The organism is Luteolibacter sp. SL250 (genome assembly GCF_026625605.1).
Classification (GTDB): domain Bacteria; phylum Verrucomicrobiota; class Verrucomicrobiia; order Verrucomicrobiales; family Akkermansiaceae; genus Luteolibacter.
Window position 1 is genome coordinate 3,323,243 of the sequence record NZ_CP113054.1, and the last position, 16,489, is coordinate 3,339,731.

Below are 16,489 nucleotides of genomic sequence, written 5' to 3' on the forward strand. Positions count from 1 at the left end.
CCGGACATGTGACGGAGTCGAGGCAAAGATGGGATCTGATAATCTAACAGAACCCGGAGATGTCTGCGGGATCAGGCACTGTCGCGCCCATCCATGTGGACGGAGATAAGTCGGAAAGAATACCGGATTCTGATTTCGACAAACACGGTATTACCGGCATAGAGTTGCCTGCATGCAAAGGTTCCGCGCCTTCCTCCTGCCCATATTGCTGCTGTTCGTTGTCGCACTGGTCGTCATCCTCATTCCCGACCGGGAACACCCCTCCACCAATACACCGGCACGCCCGGCACCACGGGAAGTGATCTCCACGGAGATCCTCTCCAATAAGGAGCTCGCGGAATGGACCAATCCACAGCGGGCGAAGAAGTCCCCTTCCGCAGCTGAGCTTCCACGCTTGCTGGAGCTCGCCAAGGAGCGTTCCGCCACGATGAAACGGCTGATCTCCGCCGAGCCCCGGCAGGCTCTGGAGGCAGCCATCACACCGGCTGCCCATGCCGCACTGCCTGAGGAACTGAAACCGTTCTACGAGCGCCCGTTCTCGCAGACCGCCACCCTGCGGGTGCTGCCCGTCTGCGCTCCGGGAGTGAACATGGAGCCGGAGAGGACGCTGGAGATGGACGGGCGGACATGGAACGCCTCCGTGTATGGGTGGAGGAAGGGCCAAATGTCCAAGCAGGGTTCCCCGCTGGCAGGCATCACCCTGGATGGTCTGGCCGCGATCTCGGATGGGTTCTTTCAGATCGTCCCACGGGATGAAGAGGCATTTGCTTCCGCCCTGCCAATGGGGAATTTCCATCCCGACCGGGATTTCTCCACCGGTGAAGCACTCGGAGGAAACCCAATCCTGACCGTCATGGACGGGAAACAGTACCGCTTCTCCAACGCCGCCTCCCTGGAAGAGACCAACCGGCAGCTCATCGCCCTCGAAATGCTCCCGGCTCCCAAGGCGGGCGCAAGTGTGGTGTTCGCCGCACCGGCCCCTGCGGCTGGTGGCGGCATCGACTGGGCGGCCGCCAAGGAGGAGGTCAGGATCCAGGCGAGCACCTGGACGGAAACCGCCAAGGACGTTTTCTGCATCCGCGTGGACTTCCCGAATCTGGTTGGCGCGCCTTCCTCCCAGTCGGAGCTGGCGAACCTGATGAACGGCTCCGTGGCAAGCAGCATCCTGGAGATGTCCTACGGCAAAACCACCATCAACGCCACCGTCAGTTCCGCGACGATCCGCCTGCCCCAACCAACCACTTTCTACCTGCCTGGAAAAAACAACGAACTGCATGCGGATGCATTGACCGCCTACAAGGCAGCCAACGGCGCCACCTCCCTGGACGGCTATGACATTGTGGTCGTCCACTTCGCCTCCATCGGCATGCAGGGCGGAGGCATCACCTATGGTGGTCTGGCTGATATCAATGCCAGCAGGCAGTGGCTCCAGGGCACGCTCCATTCCAGCGTGGCCATCCACGAGTTCGGCCACAACTATGGCATCGGCCATGCCAGCTTCTGGCAGACCAGCAATGGCAGCGTGACCGGCACCGGCACCTCCGTGGAATACGGTGACCACACCGACATCATGGGCGAAGGTCCGGTTCCGGAAGGCCATTTCCACATGCAGGCCAAACAATTCCTGAACTGGTTCCCCACCACCAATGACAACTGGCTGGACGCAACCGCCACCGGTTCAGGCACCCGCCGAATCTACCGTTTCGACTCCGCCAGCACCACCGGTGCGCTCCGTGGTGTCCGTGTGACGAAAGGAACCAGCCCTTCCGCGGAATACTACTGGGTCGGCTACCGTCCGGGTATCCCGACACTTCCGGCTTTCCAGAACGGGGCCTATGTCATCTGGCAAAAGCCTGCCGAAACCCGTTCCTGGCTCATCGACACCACCCCGAACTCGGCTGCGGGCAAGAACGACTCCGCGGTGGCGATCGGCCGGACCTACTCCGACACCACCGCAAACGTCCACATCACCCCCACCGCCAAGGGAGGCTCTGGTGCGGACCAGTGGATGGACGTGAACGTGCAGATCGGTCCGTTCCCGACAAACACGGCCCCTACCGCAACCCTCACGGCCCCCCCCACTGCGGTGACCCGGGTTTCCAGCAGCTTCTCGGTCGCCGCTCTGGATGCGAATTTGGACACCCTGGCCTATTCCTGGGACTTCGGTGACGGCGCCGTCAGCCAGAATTCCCCATCGGTCACTCACCAATGGATCACGAGCGGCACCTACAACGTGACCGTCACCGTCTCTGACATGAAAGGTGGCACCGTCACCCGAACCCAGTCCGTGACCGTAACCGACCCGCTGGATACGTGGACGACGCGTACTTCCGGCACTACGGCAAATCTCCGGGACGTCGCCGCAGGCGGAGGCTCCGTGATCACCATCGGCTATGAGGGTGCGCCAATCTACAAGGGGGTTTACTCCAAATCCAACGATGGGGTCACATGGACCCGTGGCGAGATCAAATACAACACCAACCCTGTGGCGATCATCCACGATGGCACCCGATTCATCGTGGCTGCCGAGGAGTGGGATCCCCCAGCTCAGGTATGGCGCGGAGCGATCTTCACCTCTACCGACGGCACCAGTTGGACCCGCCGTCACTTCGGCGGGCCTGAACTTACGGCGGTCGCAGCAGGTGGCGGTGCCTACGTGGCGGTCGGGAACAACGGCACGGCATTGTACTCGGCGGATTCCGTCACCTGGACTCCGGTGACCAGTGGAACGACCATGAACTTCAAGGACGTCGCCTGGGGCGGTGGCCGCTTTGTCGCCGGAGCCGGCAACATCTACTACCCCGGTCCTTACGTGCGTGCGGTGCTCTCCTCCACCAATGGCCAGACCTGGGTTAACAATGATACCGCCGGTCTCCCCTACCTCACGGAGATAACTGAAGTTGAGTACATCAACGGCCGCTTCATCGCCGGTGGATGGAATGTGGGCATCCGCAAATCAACCGACCTCGGGGTGACTTTCTCCGCCGTGGAAGGCAGTCTCAAGGATATCGCGGGCCTCGCCCATGGTAACGGAACCTATCTGGCCGTGGGTATTGATCTGGAAGTGGATCTTGATCCGGGAGAGGGTGTTGTTAGGCCTGATGTGAACATGGTGTCGGCCGATGGGGAGAGCTGGATATCACTCAGCACGGAGGCACAGAACGATCGGAATGACCTCATCTTCTTCAACAACACGTTCATCACCGTGGGCAATGGCGGCACTATCCGCCAGTCCGGCATCGTCGCCCCCGCCCTCACCGGCTTCGCGGCATGGACACAGACCCACTTCCCCGACGCTCCTCCGCTGTCCGGACCAAACGACGACTTCGATGGTGACGGAGTGAAGAACCTGGCGGAATACGCCATGGGCACCCTCCCCAAGGACGCCACCAGCCGGGCAAACATCACCGCCGTCAAACAGGGAGCCACGATGATCCTCACCATCCCACGTGACCCCACCGTCACCGGAGTGACGATCACAGGCACCACTTCGACCACACTGGGTTCCTCCACCTGGACGAGCACCGGAGTGACCGTCCTGGAAGATTCCGCATCTCAGTTCAGGGCCTCCATCCCGGTTGGAGCCGGAAAGGCATTCCTGCGGGCGGAATTCTCAGCCCCGTGATGACTTGCGGGATTTTCCCGCGATCAGGATTCCACCGAAGTCCTCCGAGCCGCGATGCGGCCGGGGGACTTTTCCGTCAGGCCCCGCGCGCCATCAGTTCCTCGATCTCATCCGCTTCGATGGGGATCGAGGCCATCAGATCGATGTTGGAGTGCTTTCCAATGAGGACGTTGTTCTCCAATCTCACGCCCAGTCCTTCTTCGCGGATATAGATGCCCGGCTCGATGGTGAAGACCATTCCTTCCGCGACAGCCTCACCCGGAGGGGCCACGTCATGAACGTCCAGCCCCAGGTGGTGGGAGGTGCCGTGCATGAAGTAGCGTTTCACCAATGGCTTGTCCGGTCCCTGTTCCTTGGCCTCCGCCACATCGATGAGGCCCAGGTGGATGAGCTCCGCCTCCATGATGGACAGGATCTGCTTCTGATAGTCCGCCGGATGCACTCCGGGACGCAACAGTTGGTTGGCAGCGCGCAGGACGCGGAGGACGGCGTCATAGACGGCGCGCTGCCGCGGAGCGAAGCGTCCGTTGACAGGCACGGTGCGCGTCATGTCGGAGTTCCAACCCGCGTATTCCGCGGCCACATCCATCAGGATGAGGTCCCCCTCCCGGCAGATCCGGTCATTCTTGATGTAGTGGAGGACACATGCGCTTTTCCCCGAAGCGATGATAGGGGTGTAGGCGAATCCTTTCGAACCCCGGCGGAGGAATTCGTGCATGAATTCGGCCTCGATCTCCCATTCGCCCACTCCCGGACGGATGAAGTCCAGCGAGCGGCGGAATCCCGCCTCCGTGATGGCGCACGCCTTTGAAATGATGGAAATTTCCTGCGGCTGCTTCACCATCCGCACGCGGTGCATCAGGGGTGCCAGCCGCTCATAGCGGTGCAGCGGGTAACGGAGCTGGCATTCCTTGATGAAGCGGGCATTCCGCGTCTCCACCTCCACCACCGCGCGCAGATGCTCGTTGGTCGCCAGATAGATGTGGTCCGCCTGCGGCACCAGGCGGTGGAGTATTCCCTGGAAATTTCCCGTCCACTCGATGCGGGAGATTCCCGTCCGCTTCGCAGCCTCCTCCTTGGTGAGCTTCTCCCCTTCCCAAATGGCGATTTCCTCGCTGGTTTCCCTGACGAAAAGGATCTCCCGGTCCCGGCTCTCCTGGGCGTCCGGCATCAGGATCAGGATGGTTTCCTCCTGGTCCAGGCCGGTGAGATGGAAAAGGTCGTTCTGCTGGCGGAACGCCATCGTCCCATCCGCGTTCGTGGGATAGATGTCGTTCGAATGGATGATGACGATGCTGCCAGGCTTCAGCAGTCCGCGCAGACGGTTGCGGTTGGCGACGAACAACTCCGGATCGATGGGTTCCACTCTCACAAGCGGATCATCGGATGGACCTTCCTCCGTCCGCAACAAACAAAACCGGTGGGTCCGAAACGGACGGACCTCACCGGCTTCCTGCTTCAGTGCCAGAGGAACCGTTCGTTCCACTTCTCATCAAGATCCTCCGCCAACACACGTGCGGAACCGAATTCGTGACGGATTTCAAGGCCTTCCGAAGTCACCTTCTTGATGACCACCTGTGAATACTCCCTGCCGCTTTTCAGGCGAAGCACATCGATTTTCTCATCCTCCGCCGCACCACGCACGGAACCCACGTACTGCTCCCGGTAACCGGAGAACGCACGTTCCTGCTCCTCCACGGAGGCTTTCAGGGCTCCGTGCTGGTCGCGCAGGCCGGCCAGCTTGGCCGCCAGTTCATCCCCCCCCGCTTTGGCGGCCTTGTATTTTTCGTCGGTAGCGGTGCGGCCGGAGTTTTCCCTCCATTTTTCGTTGGTCCGGTCCAGTTCGTCCCTCAGGACTTCGATGATCTGGCTGTCATCCGCAAACGTCTTCTCGGCATCCGTCTTGCGGTTGGATGCTTCCGAGCGCTTTTCCATGACCAGCGCCAATCCGGTGGCCACCACGGTGAGGGCCACCAAACCGCCTACGAAAGTGAGGATTCCTCCACGGTCTTCGAACATAATATTGGTGGGTCAGCGTTGTTGCCTCTTGAGTTGGTGAAGTTCCATGGTGGCCTTGGCGATCTCCCGCTCCTTGGTGGAGATGCGCATGCGCATCTCCTTCACCTTGGCCATGCCGTTGACTCCCCGGGCGCGTTCCGCGCTCTCCTGCTCCTGGACCTTGACCGCAGCGGCCTGCAACTGACCCCACTGGGTCTTCAGCCTTGCAAGCTGGATTTCCTTGGCGGTGACGAGACGGCGGATCTGCTCACTCCCTTCCGCGGTCGCGGGATCCTTCAGGACTTCCGCAGGAGCCTCCGGCTCATCCGCCGCCACGGCATCCGCACCGGTGTTTCCGGCCAAAGACCTTTCATACATCTCGCGCTCCGCCTGCTCCCGGGCCAGGGCTTCCGCCTTTTCCTTCGGGTCGAACTGGAAACGTTGCTGCCATTCTTCGGTCAGCTCTTCATAGGTGATGCGCTTGCTGCCATCCCTGTGGCGGATGCTGATCCCCACCTCGGTGACCTCGCGGATCTCCACATCCACATACTCGGAGCCGGAAACCGTCTTCAGTGTGGGGAACTTCTCGCCCACCGCATCCTCGCGCACCTGCGTGCGGAAGCCGGTGCGGTAGTCCAGGAACTCCTTTTCCAGAGTCACGGTGTCGGCGATGATCTTTGACATCTGCGCCTCCAAAACGCCGATCTTCTCCTTGGTGGCGGCGGCTTCCGCGCTCAGGACGTCCGCTTTCTTTCCTGCTTGAGCGCCCTTCTTCGAGTTCTCCAGCGTCGTGTTGTCGTGGGCGATCTGCACCTGCAGCGACTCGATTTCGTCCGCTTGCTCGCGGACCACATACTCGATCGAACTCCCTCCTCCCTGCATTTCCTTGTCAAAGACGAAGACATAGATCCCACCGAATCCACCGATGACGAGCAACGCCATCAGCAATCCCACCACACCCGGCCCGCGGCCGCTCGACATCAAATCTCCGAATGACATGTGAATCTTTGGTTGAAAGTTGGAACAAAGGCGATCACCGGATCACATACTTGCGTTTGTACTCCTCGAAATCTTTCTGCACGGACTCCTTTTTCGCTTCGAGATCCTTGATCTCGCTCTCCAGCTTGATGATTTCCGCCTGCTGCTTCTTGGTCTCCTCTTCGATGGTGGCGAGGTCAGCCGCCCGGTCAGGAGGGAGGTCCTTGAGGCGCTCCTCGAGAACGGCCAGTTCCCCTCTCAGCTTGGTGATCTCCAAGGCTTGTTGATCCCGCTTCCGGACCATCTCCGGAGAATCACAGGAACAGAGCAGGGCGGCGGAGGCGGCCACGGCGGCATAAAGTGTGGTGGATTTCATGATGTTGGATGGAAAATCTGGGATGAACTGCCGGAGTCAGGGTTTGATGGGAGGAGGAGCATCCCCGCGCGCCACCCCATAGCTACCAGCACCGTAGCTGGCAGGCGTGGAGTTGTAGTAGTAGGTGTAGCGGGGGGTGCCGCGCACCCGGAACCGTGGGTTCTGGTTCACCTTCTGGGGCGGATCGGAAAGGGATTTGATCCTCAGCGGGGAATCATTGGAAGTCACCACAGGGGGAGGCAGCACAGCCCTGAAGCGCTTGGCGCGTGGAAGAGGCTTCCTCAGACCTGAGGAATACTTCGACATCGCCGCTTCCTCCCGGGCAACGATCTCCCTGATCTTCGCATCCTCTTCCGCGTTCCGGACCCATTGCTCGTAGTCGTGGGCCCGCTGGTGTTCCTCTTTCAGGGCGGAGATGGCGGATTCCTCCTCCAGTCCGAAGAAGCAGCGTTGTTCCTCGGTCAAATCCTCATACCGCATGCGGGCGGAGCCATCCCGGTGGCGCATCATCACGCCTGTGTCATCCACAGTGATGACGGTGGCATCTTTCAGCACCCTGCCGGCGGCGGAAACAAACTCCGGCCACTCCCGGCCCACCGCCCGCGAACGGAGTTCACCCAACTGCTTCTCGCGGAAAGCGATGAACTTCTCCTCCATTTCCGCCACCTGTCCGGACAGAGCTTCGAAATCGGCCATCCGCTTGTCGAAATGGGCGGTCAATGCCTCCAGGTTCGCGGTGGCCTCCCCGAACTTTCCGTTCGTACCTTCCCGCTCCCGGCGCTCCAATCTCATACCAGCAACCTCGATCTGGTTCTGGAGGTCCATCCGGTGCCGCTCGTTGTCGATCCACGCTTCGTCCGAGGGCATGTCCCGGTCGAAATAATAGAATGCCCCCACCACCAGGGCACCCAAAGAAAGGTATGCTAAGACTTTGACCATGATGATTTGGTGAACGGCGGGAGTGTACTTTATTTAGACGCAATCAGGGAACTCATTCTTATAAGAAATCCTCTTTTTCATGAAATCTTCATAATTGGCGGCGTTGCGTGCGCTCTCCTAACAAAAAATTACACGCATCCCCTTCTTGGCAGGAAAGCATCGGCCATCCAGTGTCTCCAACATGAAGTTCGCCATCTGCAACGAGACTTTCCGCCATCATGATTTCGAAGGCACCTGCGCGGAAGCGCGCCGCCATGGATATACGGGTCTGGAGGTAGCTCCATTCACCTTGGGTGACGTCTCCGCCATCACCCCGGAGAAAGCAGCGGCACTGGGAAAGATCGTCCGTGACCATGACCTGGAGATGGTGGGGCTGCACTGGCTGCTGGCCAAGACGGAGGGCTACCACCTGACGGACCCATCTGCGGAGATCCACCGCCGCACGTTCGACTACGCCCGCCACCTCACGGATATCTGCCAGGGCATGGGCGGCAACATCATGGTCTGGGGCAGCCCGCTCCAGCGGTCGCTGGATCCATCATGGGACCGCGGCGAGGCGGAAGAGCGGTTCGTCGGTTTCTTCCAGCGTCTCTCCCCCCATCTGGCCGCGGCGGGGGTCACCATCGCCTTCGAGTTCCTGGGACCTGCCGAGACGAACTTCATCAACACCGCCGCGGAGACCATCTCGCTGTTGGAGAAGATCAATTCGCCGAATGTGCGCCTCCACCTGGACGTGAAGGCCATGTCCTCCGACACCCGTGCCATCCCGGAAATCGTCAGGGCATCCCTGCCATGGACCGCCCACTTCCACGCGAACGACCCCAACCTTCGCGGCCCGGGCATGGGAGAGGTGGATTTCAACGCCATCGCGGCCGTGCTCAAGGAAGAGAACTACGGCGGCTGGGTGTCCGTCGAAGTGTTCGACACCACGGTGGAGCCGGACCTTCTCGCCGGGGAGAGCATCCGGAACCTGCGTTCGGCCTTCGCCTGAACGCCGGGGTATCCCCGCCAGTCCCATCCACGAAAAAAGCCGGCGCGGTTTCCCGCGCCGGCCGTTGATGTTTCAGCGGATCAGACGCCCGCGCTGTCCGGCTCGATCTCCGGTTCCTCCGGGCGGCTCGATTGGAACACGAGTTCCTCGCTGCCTTCCTTGCGGATGACGTTGACCATATCGCCGGGCTTCACGTCTCCGCGCAGCAGGGATTCCGCGAGCGGATCCTCGAGATAGCGCTCGACCGCGCGGCGCATCGGGCGCGCGCCGTAGGCAGGGTCGAAGCCCTTCTCCGCCAGCAGGTCGCGGGCTTCCTGGGCCAGAGTGAGCGAGATGTTCTTCTCGCGCAGGCGCTTGGTGAGCTTGGAAACCTCCAGGTCCACGATCTGGTTGAGATCCTTCTTCTCCAGCATGTGGAAGACCACCAGGTCATCCAGACGGTTGAGGAACTCCGGTTTGAAGTACCGCTTGGACTCTTCCAGGATCTTCTCCTTCATGCCTTCGAAGTCGGCGTTGTCCTCGTTCATCGCACCGAAACCGAGGGAGGTCTGGCGCTTGATGGTGGAGGCTCCGACGTTGGAGGTCAGGATGATGATCGTGTTGCGGAAGTCGATCTTGCGGCCCAGCGAATCCGTGACGGTGCCTTCCTCCAGGATCTGGAGCAGCAGGTTCATCACGTCCGGGTGGGCTTTCTCGACCTCGTCGAAGAGGACGACCGAATACGGACGGCGGCGCACCGCCTCGGAAAGCTGGCCGCCTTCCTCATACCCGACGTAGCCCGGAGGCGAACCGATCAGACGGCTGGCGGTGAACTTCTCCATGTACTCCGACATGTCGATCTGGATGAGCGCCTCCGCGTCACCGAACATGAACTCGGCGAGGTTGCGGGCGAGGTAGGTCTTGCCGACACCGGTCGGTCCGAGGAAGAGGAACGAACCGATCGGGCGGCGCGGATCCTTGAGGTCGGCACGGGAGCGGCGCAGCGCCTTGGAGATGGCGACAACGGCTTCGTCCTGGCCGATCACGCGGCCCTTCAGCTCGTCCTCCATCTTGAGGAGCTTCTCGGTTTCCTTCTGCTCCATGCGGCGCAGCGGGACACCGGTCCACTTCGAGACCACCGCCATGATGTCGTCGTCCGTCACGGTGACGATGGTTTCCTCCGAGGAGGCGCGCCAGTTCCGGAGGGTTTCCTCCAGTTCCTTCTTCGCGTTCTTCTCGTCGTCACGCAGCGCGGCGGCTTTCTCGAAATCCTGCTCGGCGATGGCGGCCACCTTGTCCCGGTTGATCTGGTCGATCTTTCCTTCCAGTTCCTTGATGGACGGCGGGCGGGTCATGGTGCCGATGCGGGCGCGTGCGCCGGCCTCGTCGAGGACGTCGATGGCTTTGTCCGGCAGGTAGCGGCCGGTCAGGTAGCGGGAGGTGAGCTTCACGGACGCTTCGATGGCTTCCGGAGTGAACTTCGCCTTGTGGTGGCTTTCGTATTTCTCCTGCAGCCCTTCGAGGATCTTGATGGCGTCGTCCACGGACGGCTCGTCCACCTTCACCTGCTGGAAGCGGCGCTCGAGCGCGGCGTCCTTCTCGATGTACTTGCGGTACTCATTGAGGGTCGTCGCACCCACGCACTGCAGCTCGGAACGGCTGAGGGCGGGCTTGATGATGTTGGAGGCATCCATCGCGCCTTCGGCGGAACCGGCACCCACGATGGTGTGCAGCTCGTCGATGAAAAGGATGACGTTCTTCACCTTGCGGATCTCATCCATGACGGCCTTGATGCGCTCCTCAAACTGGCCGCGGTACTTCGTCCCCGCCACCATGAGGGCGAGGTCGAGCGTCACCACGCGCTTGTCGCGGAGGATCTCAGGCACGTTGCCGGAAGCGATCTCCTGGGCGAGGCCCTCTACGATCGCCGTCTTGCCGACACCGGCTTCACCGATGAGGACCGGGTTGTTCTTCGTGCGGCGGCACAGGATCTGGATCACACGCTCGATCTCCGCCTCCCGGCCGATCACCGGATCCAGTCCGCTCTCGCGGGCGATCTTGGTGAGGTCGCGGCCGAATGCCTTCAGCGCGGGGGTCTTGGTCTTGCCTTCACCCTCGCCCGGGCCGGATTCCGGCGCGGAGGAGCTTTCGTCCTCGAAGGTGCCGTCGGCATCGTCCTCCTCGTCATCCTCATCGTCGTCGTGGTCTTCCGGTGAGAAGTTGGGGTCGATCTCCGCGAGGATCTCGTTGCGGGTGCGCTGGATGTCGACATCCAGGCGCTTCAGCACGCGGGCGGCGACGCCTTCACCTTCGCGGAGCAGGCCGAGCAGGAGGTGCTCCGTGCCGACGTAGGAATGGTTGAGGGCCTTCGCTTCCTTGTTCGCAAGGGCGAGGACTTTCTTCACGCGGGGGGTGTAGGGGATGTTGCCGGTCGCCTTCTGCGGCGGCCCGGAACCGACTTCCTTCTCCACCTCCATGCGCACGGCTTCCAACTCGAGGCCCATGCGCTCCAGCACGTTGACGGCCACGCCCTGGCCAAGCTTGATGAGTCCCAGGAGGAGGTGCTCCGTCCCGACGTAGGAATGGTTGAAACGATCCGCTTCCTTGCGGGCCAGGGCGAGAACCTGTTGGGCACGTGGAGTGAAGTTATTCATACGATTCAGGTGTGGGAGGTTCGGAAGGTTTTTCCCCTTCCTTTGATAGAATACGATTATCAGGGGAATCTAGAGATTGCAACCGGGAGCGGACGATTTGTGCACGAATCGAATCACGTTCTTCGGGAGAGAGTTTCCGCCCGGTGTGGAGCTGCAGGTGGGCCGGCTGGATGTCCATCAGCAGGGCGTCACAGAGCAGCCCCGTCTCCGCGGGGAAAAATCCGAGATTTCCGCCGAGGCGGAGCAGCGAGAGATGGTTGAGCGCTTCCTTCGAGTCGATGATATAGGCATGCCTCAGCACGCCGTATGCCCGTCCGATCTTGTCAGCGACCATTTCCGGATCATCTTCCAGCAGCTTCTCACGGGCGTTCTGCTCGTGCTGCGCCACCTGTGAAATGACGCGCTCCAGCCTGCGGATGATCGTTTCCTCGCTCTCGCCGAGAGTGGACTGGTTGGAGATCTGATAGAGGTTACCGAGGGACTCTGTTCCCTCGCCATAGAGACCGCGCACCGCCAGGCCGATCTTGTTCACCGCCTGGAGCACCTGGCCGATCTGGTCGCTCAACACCAGCCCCGGCAGATGGAGCATGGCGGAGGCGCGCAGGCCGGTGCCCAGGTTCGTCGGGCAGGTGGTGAGGTAGCCGAGGCTCGGGTCGAACGCGAACTCCAGGGAGCTCTCCAGTTCGGTGTCCAGCGCGGACAGTCCCTCGAACGCGGCGCTGAGCTGCAGGCCGGGGCGGATCGCCTGCATGCGCAGGTGGTCCTCCTCATTCAGCATGAGGGAAAAGGTCTGGCGGCGTTCGATGACCGCACCGGATCCATTCCCGCGTGCGGCGTGCTCGCGGGAAATGAGGTGGCGTTCCACCAGCACCTGCTTCTGGACGGAGGTAAGGTCACCCAGTTCCTGGGAAAACGCATCCTTCATCGCCGGCAGCGCTTCCACCGCCGGGCGCAGGATGTCCAGGGCGGCGGCACGCTGGTCGCGCTTCGCCCAACCCGGGAAAGGCTGGTTGCGGAGATTCCTCGCGAGGCGGATGCGCGAGGTCAGCACCGCGCAATGATCCCCCGCCCCGCCGGTCATCCAGTCTGCGGGGTGTTTGATGAGTGTGGAAAATCGCATCATGGCTTCAGAATGGTTTGAACCGCGAATGGACGCGAATCCACGCGAATGAAGATGAGGTTTCCAAAGACCTCCTCCATTTCCCATTCGTGTCCATTGGTGTTCATTCGCGGTTTGATGTTTTGAGTTTATCCCTGCACGACCTCCAGGTTGCGGATCTCGTCGCGGATGCCTGCGGCTTCCTCATAGCTTTCGGAGGAAATGGCCTGGTCCAGCTTCGAACGGAGCTCTTCCAGCCGTTGGGTCCGGTACTGCACTGCCATGAGCCCTTCCGGAACCTTTCCGACGTGGGAAACGCCCTTGTGCATGCCACGCAGCATCGGGTTCAACTCGTCGCGGAAGACATTATAGCACTCAGCACAGCCAAAACGACGCACCCGGCGCAGGTCATCCAGGGTGAAACTGCAGACAGGGCACTGTTTTCCACCGGTGACCGCCGTGTAATGTTGTCCCACCGGAGCCGTGCCAGGACCGCCCGGCACTCCGCCGAGCAGCATGTCCGCCAACGAGAAGCCGGTGGGATCAGTCACCCCCCGCTCATTGGCGCATGCATCGCACAGGCAGACCTTCTTCATCTGACCTTCAACGAGTTGAGTCAGGAACACGGTCGCCTTTTTATCACAGAAATCACATTTCATGGCCATACGAAGCTAGAGCCGCATCCCGCGGGGTGCGACAAAAATTCTCCGGGGAGGAAGAATCCGGATCTACTCAAGCAACCGGAGTGCCAGTCGAGCCAGCCAGTTCGTGGAACGCCTTCAGGAAGCGTTTCGTGAACTCACCCGGCTTGCCGTCGCCGATCTTGCGGCGGTCCAGCGAAACCACGGGGATGACCTCCGCCGCGGTGCCGGTCAGGAAGCACTCATCCGCGGTGTAGATGTCATAGCGGGTGAGGGATTTTTCCTTGAACGGAACGCCCAGTTGGTCCGCCAGTTCCAGGATGACGGCACGGGTGATGCCGTCCAGCGCCCCGTCACTGATGAGCGGGGTGAGCAGCACGCCGTTCTTGATGAGGAAAAGGTTGTCGCCGGTGCACTCGGCCACGTAGCCCTGCTCGTTGAGCATGACGGCTTCCAGCGCGTTGGACTGGATGGCCTCCACTTTCGCCATGATATTGTTCAGGTAGTTCAGAGACTTCACCTGTGGCATGAGGGCGGCGGGTGCCGGACGACGGGTGGCGCACGTGATGATGGCCAGACCGTTCTGATAGTATTCCTCCGGGTAGAGCTTGATGGTGGAGGCGATGATGAACATCGACGGCGTCTTGCAGAGATAGGGATTCAGCCCCAGCTCACCTGCGCCACGGGTAACCACCAGACGGATGTAGCCGTCGGTCAGGCCGTTGGCGGCGACGGTCTCACAGGTGAACTTGATCACCTCTTCCTGCGTCCATGGCAGCTCCAGGCAGATGGCGTGGGCGGAGTCGAACAGGCGGCGGATGTGCTCCTCCAGACGGAAGACACGGCCGTTGTAGAAGCGCAGCCCCTCGAAGACGCCGTCGCCATAAAGCAGGCCGTGATCGAAGACCGAGATCTTCGCTTCCGATTCATCCACCAATTTGCCATCGAGCCAGATTTTCATGTGCAGTTCGCGGAAAGGTAGGTGGATGCCCGCCGCTGGCAAGCGGTAAGGAAAAAAGGTCCGGGCGCCGGGTTCCCGGAACTCACTTCTCCGGCAGCGCGAAGGCGACGAGACTGCCACCCGCAGGACGTCCGGACTTCCCGCCTCCGGCGGAAATGACCACGAACTGGCGGCCGCCCACCGTGTAGGTGCTGGGCGTGGCGTTGCCGCCGAACGGTAGCGGGGCCTGCCAAAGCACCTCGCCGGTGTCCTTGTCAAAGGCGCGGATCATTTCGTCCGCGGTGGCGGCAATGAAGATCACCCCTCCGGCTGTGACCACCGGTCCGCCGTAGTTTTCGGTGCCTGTCGGGGCCATACCCCGCGCCGTCAACGCCTTGTATTCGCCCAGGGGGACCTTCCATTTGATCTCGCCTGTGTTGAGGTCCACCGCGTTGAGGGTGCCCCACGGCGGCTTGATCGCCGGATAGCCCTCCTTGTCGAGGTAACGCTTGAACCCGGCGAAGGCATAGGGCGGCGTCTTGTCCGGGGCGGCCGGCGCGGCGGCCCCCTGCTCATCCGGGCGGCCACCACCACCCGCAGGCGTGGGGACGGACATGATGTAGTCGTGGATGGCGTCCCGCTGCGCGGAGGGGATCTGGTCGAACGGGGGCATGCGCCCCGCGCCCTTCTGGGTGAGGGTTTCGATCTCGATGCGGGTCTTGCGCTTCTGCACATCGATCAGCGAAGGAAAGCCTCCTGCCGGATTCCCCTTGCGGTCGAGTCCGTGGCATGCCGCGCAGTAGGTCATGTATTCCTTTTCACCGCGTGGCAGCGCCGTGCCGTCGGCCCGTCGGGTCTCCACCATCTGGACGATCCACGGCATCTCGTTCACGTTGACGTAGTAGATGCCCTCCGGGTCGGCGGCTCCACCGCCCCATTCCATGCCACCGTCGAAGCCCGGAAACATGATGGTTTCCTGGAGGCTGGGGGCCGGGAACGGTCCGAAGTTCGGCGAAACACGGATGCGGTCGAGGGTGGCCGCCTTCGCTTCCGGAGAGGTGATGGAAATGTCGTCCTCCGTGTAGCCCTGGCGCATCAGCGGGGCAGGCTTCGCCGGAAACGGCTGGGTGGGCCATGCCTGCTCACCGCGCAGGGTGGAGGCTGGCACCGGGCGTTCCTCGATGGGCCACAGCGGCTCACCCGTCACGCGGTCGAAGACGAACAGGATGCCGTGCTTCGTCCCCTGCGCCACGGCGTCGATCTTTTTCCCCTTGTGCGTGACCGTCAGCAGCACCGGTGGGCAGGGCAGGTCCTTGTCCAGCAGGTCGTGGTGGACGGTCTGGAAGTGCCACAGCCGCTTGCCGGTGGTGGCGTCCAGTGCGACGATGCAGTTGGCGAAAAGGTTCATCCCGTGGCGGGTGCCGCCGTAGAAGTCCGGCTCCGCCGTCTTCGTCGCCACATAGACGATCCCGCGCTTCTCATCGAGCGCCTGTCCCGGCCACGGCATGACGCCCGTGGCGGTCCTGTAAGCCTCCGGCGGCCAGGTGTCGTGGCCGACTTCACCCGGACGCGGGATGAGGTGGAAAATCCACTTCCGCTCACCGGTGCGGACGTCCAGCGCGCGCACCGCGCCCGGTCCGCCGAAGCCGCCGATGATCAGCAGATCCTTGTAGATCACACCCGGGGTATTGAGACCCACGTTCGGCGTGCCTTCGCGGTCCAGCCCCTTCCCGAGGTGGATCGCCCCCTTTTCACCGAACGATTCGACGACCTTTCCCGTCGCGGGGTCCAGGGCGAGCAGATGGTTGCCCACGGCGGTGAACAACCGCGCCTCGCTGCCATCCGCAGCCGCCCAATAAACCAGCCCCCGCTGGCGGCCCTTGCCCGCTCCGGCGACGCTGGTGGCGGGATCCCAGGTCCAGCGCTCCTTGCCGGTGGCGGCATCCAGCGCGACCACCTTCCGCGTCGGAGTCGGCGTGTAGAGCACCCCACCCACGATGAGGTTATTCGCCTGATATTCGCCCTTGTCGCCGGTTTCATAGGTCCAGGCGACCTTCAGCTCCTTCACGTTCCCTTTGTTGATCTGCTTCAGCCCGGAATAGAGGTTCCTTTCCTTCCCCCCCAGATAGACCGGCCAGTCCGAATCCGGCTCCGCGGCGGCAGGCAGGATGGAGGAGAGGAGAACTCCCGAAAGGATCCGGGCATGGAGGGAGGTGCGGCGAAGTCCTGCGGGCATCAGGTGGGTCATGCGGTGGTGAGGATGATCCGG

General features: G+C 61.9%; 12 protein-coding genes. 2 read left to right on the forward strand and 10 right to left on the reverse strand.

The features are described 5' to 3' along the window. The first annotated feature begins 172 nt into the window (after nucleotides 1-172). Entirely contained in the window at nucleotides 173-3,625 is a 3,453-nt protein-coding gene (locus OVA24_RS14575; protein ID WP_267670627.1) for a PKD domain-containing protein, read from the forward strand. Nucleotides 3,626-3,701: 76 nt separating this feature from the next. Here OVA24_RS14575 and OVA24_RS14580 read toward each other — a convergent pair whose 3' ends face one another. From OVA24_RS14580 to OVA24_RS14600, 5 genes are all read right to left on the reverse strand, one after another. Further along, entirely contained in the window at nucleotides 3,702-4,997 is a 1,296-nt protein-coding gene (locus tag OVA24_RS14580; protein WP_267670628.1) for an aminopeptidase P N-terminal domain-containing protein, read from the reverse strand. A gap of 86 nt (nucleotides 4,998-5,083) precedes the next feature. Beyond that, nucleotides 5,084-5,644, reverse strand: a complete 561-nt coding sequence (locus OVA24_RS14585) for a hypothetical protein (RefSeq protein WP_267670629.1) — start codon at nucleotides 5,642-5,644, stop codon at nucleotides 5,084-5,086. A gap of 12 nt (nucleotides 5,645-5,656) precedes the next feature. Beyond that, nucleotides 5,657-6,622, reverse strand: coding sequence for a hypothetical protein (locus OVA24_RS14590; protein ID WP_267670631.1), 966 nt, complete (start codon nucleotides 6,620-6,622; stop codon nucleotides 5,657-5,659). A 34-nt stretch (nucleotides 6,623-6,656) separates the two neighbouring features. Continuing rightward, nucleotides 6,657-6,977: a hypothetical protein gene (locus tag OVA24_RS14595; RefSeq protein WP_267670632.1), complete on the reverse strand. Its 321-nt coding sequence runs from the start codon at nucleotides 6,975-6,977 to the stop codon at nucleotides 6,657-6,659. Nucleotides 6,978-7,013: 36 nt separating this feature from the next. Next, nucleotides 7,014-7,916 carry a hypothetical protein gene (locus OVA24_RS14600; RefSeq protein WP_267670633.1) on the reverse strand — a complete coding sequence of 301 codons (903 nt, stop codon included), beginning with the start codon at nucleotides 7,914-7,916 and terminating at the stop codon, nucleotides 7,014-7,016. A 181-nt stretch (nucleotides 7,917-8,097) separates the two neighbouring features. Here OVA24_RS14600 and OVA24_RS14605 point away from each other — a divergent pair, with 181 nt between their 5' ends. Then, the gene (locus OVA24_RS14605; RefSeq protein WP_267670635.1) at nucleotides 8,098-8,907 is read left to right on the forward strand and encodes a sugar phosphate isomerase/epimerase family protein; all 810 of its coding nucleotides are present in this window, start codon (nucleotides 8,098-8,100) and stop codon (nucleotides 8,905-8,907) included. An 80-nt stretch (nucleotides 8,908-8,987) separates the two neighbouring features. Here OVA24_RS14605 and OVA24_RS14610 read toward each other — a convergent pair whose 3' ends face one another. From OVA24_RS14610 to OVA24_RS14630, 5 genes are all read right to left on the reverse strand, one after another. Continuing rightward, nucleotides 8,988-11,540, reverse strand: coding sequence for an ATP-dependent Clp protease ATP-binding subunit (locus OVA24_RS14610; RefSeq protein WP_267670636.1), 2,553 nt, complete (start codon nucleotides 11,538-11,540; stop codon nucleotides 8,988-8,990). Next, on the reverse strand, nucleotides 11,533-12,663 hold the full coding sequence (locus OVA24_RS14615; RefSeq protein ID WP_267670637.1) for a protein arginine kinase: 1,131 nt from the start codon (nucleotides 12,661-12,663) through the stop codon (nucleotides 11,533-11,535). The genes OVA24_RS14610 and OVA24_RS14615 overlap by 8 nt, the downstream gene beginning before the upstream one ends. A 125-nt stretch (nucleotides 12,664-12,788) precedes the next feature. Continuing rightward, nucleotides 12,789-13,298 (reverse strand): UvrB/UvrC motif-containing protein, encoded by a 510-nt coding sequence (locus OVA24_RS14620; RefSeq protein WP_267670638.1) that lies wholly within the window; start codon nucleotides 13,296-13,298, stop codon nucleotides 12,789-12,791. A gap of 73 nt (nucleotides 13,299-13,371) precedes the next feature. After that, nucleotides 13,372-14,241: a branched-chain-amino-acid transaminase gene (ilvE, locus tag OVA24_RS14625; protein ID WP_267670640.1), complete on the reverse strand. Its 870-nt coding sequence runs from the start codon at nucleotides 14,239-14,241 to the stop codon at nucleotides 13,372-13,374. A gap of 82 nt (nucleotides 14,242-14,323) precedes the next feature. Then, entirely contained in the window at nucleotides 14,324-16,456 is a 2,133-nt protein-coding gene (locus OVA24_RS14630; protein WP_267670641.1) for a BamB-related PQQ repeat family beta-propellar protein, read from the reverse strand. Nucleotides 16,457-16,489: the final 33 nt, after the last annotated feature.

Excerpts from the sequence above, each read along its gene's own strand:
- OVA24_RS14575 (WP_267670627.1), top strand. The coding sequence starts at position 173 with ATGCAAAGGTTCCGCGCCTTCCTCCTGCCCATATTGCTGCTGTTCGTT.
- OVA24_RS14585 (WP_267670629.1), bottom strand. The coding sequence starts at position 5,644 with ATGTTCGAAGACCGTGGAGGAATCCTCACTTTCGTAGGCGGTTTGGTG.
- OVA24_RS14590 (WP_267670631.1), bottom strand. The coding sequence starts at position 6,622 with ATGTCATTCGGAGATTTGATGTCGAGCGGCCGCGGGCCGGGTGTGGTG.
- OVA24_RS14595 (WP_267670632.1), bottom strand. The coding sequence starts at position 6,977 with ATGAAATCCACCACACTTTATGCCGCCGTGGCCGCCTCCGCCGCCCTG.
- OVA24_RS14600 (WP_267670633.1), bottom strand. The coding sequence starts at position 7,916 with ATGGTCAAAGTCTTAGCATACCTTTCTTTGGGTGCCCTGGTGGTGGGG.
- OVA24_RS14605 (WP_267670635.1), top strand. The coding sequence starts at position 8,098 with ATGAAGTTCGCCATCTGCAACGAGACTTTCCGCCATCATGATTTCGAA.
- OVA24_RS14610 (WP_267670636.1), bottom strand. The coding sequence starts at position 11,540 with ATGAATAACTTCACTCCACGTGCCCAACAGGTTCTCGCCCTGGCCCGC.
- OVA24_RS14615 (WP_267670637.1), bottom strand. The coding sequence starts at position 12,663 with ATGATGCGATTTTCCACACTCATCAAACACCCCGCAGACTGGATGACC.
- OVA24_RS14620 (WP_267670638.1), bottom strand. The coding sequence starts at position 13,298 with ATGAAATGTGATTTCTGTGATAAAAAGGCGACCGTGTTCCTGACTCAA.
- ilvE (WP_267670640.1), bottom strand. The coding sequence starts at position 14,241 with ATGAAAATCTGGCTCGATGGCAAATTGGTGGATGAATCGGAAGCGAAG.
- OVA24_RS14630 (WP_267670641.1), bottom strand. The coding sequence starts at position 16,456 with ATGCCCGCAGGACTTCGCCGCACCTCCCTCCATGCCCGGATCCTTTCG.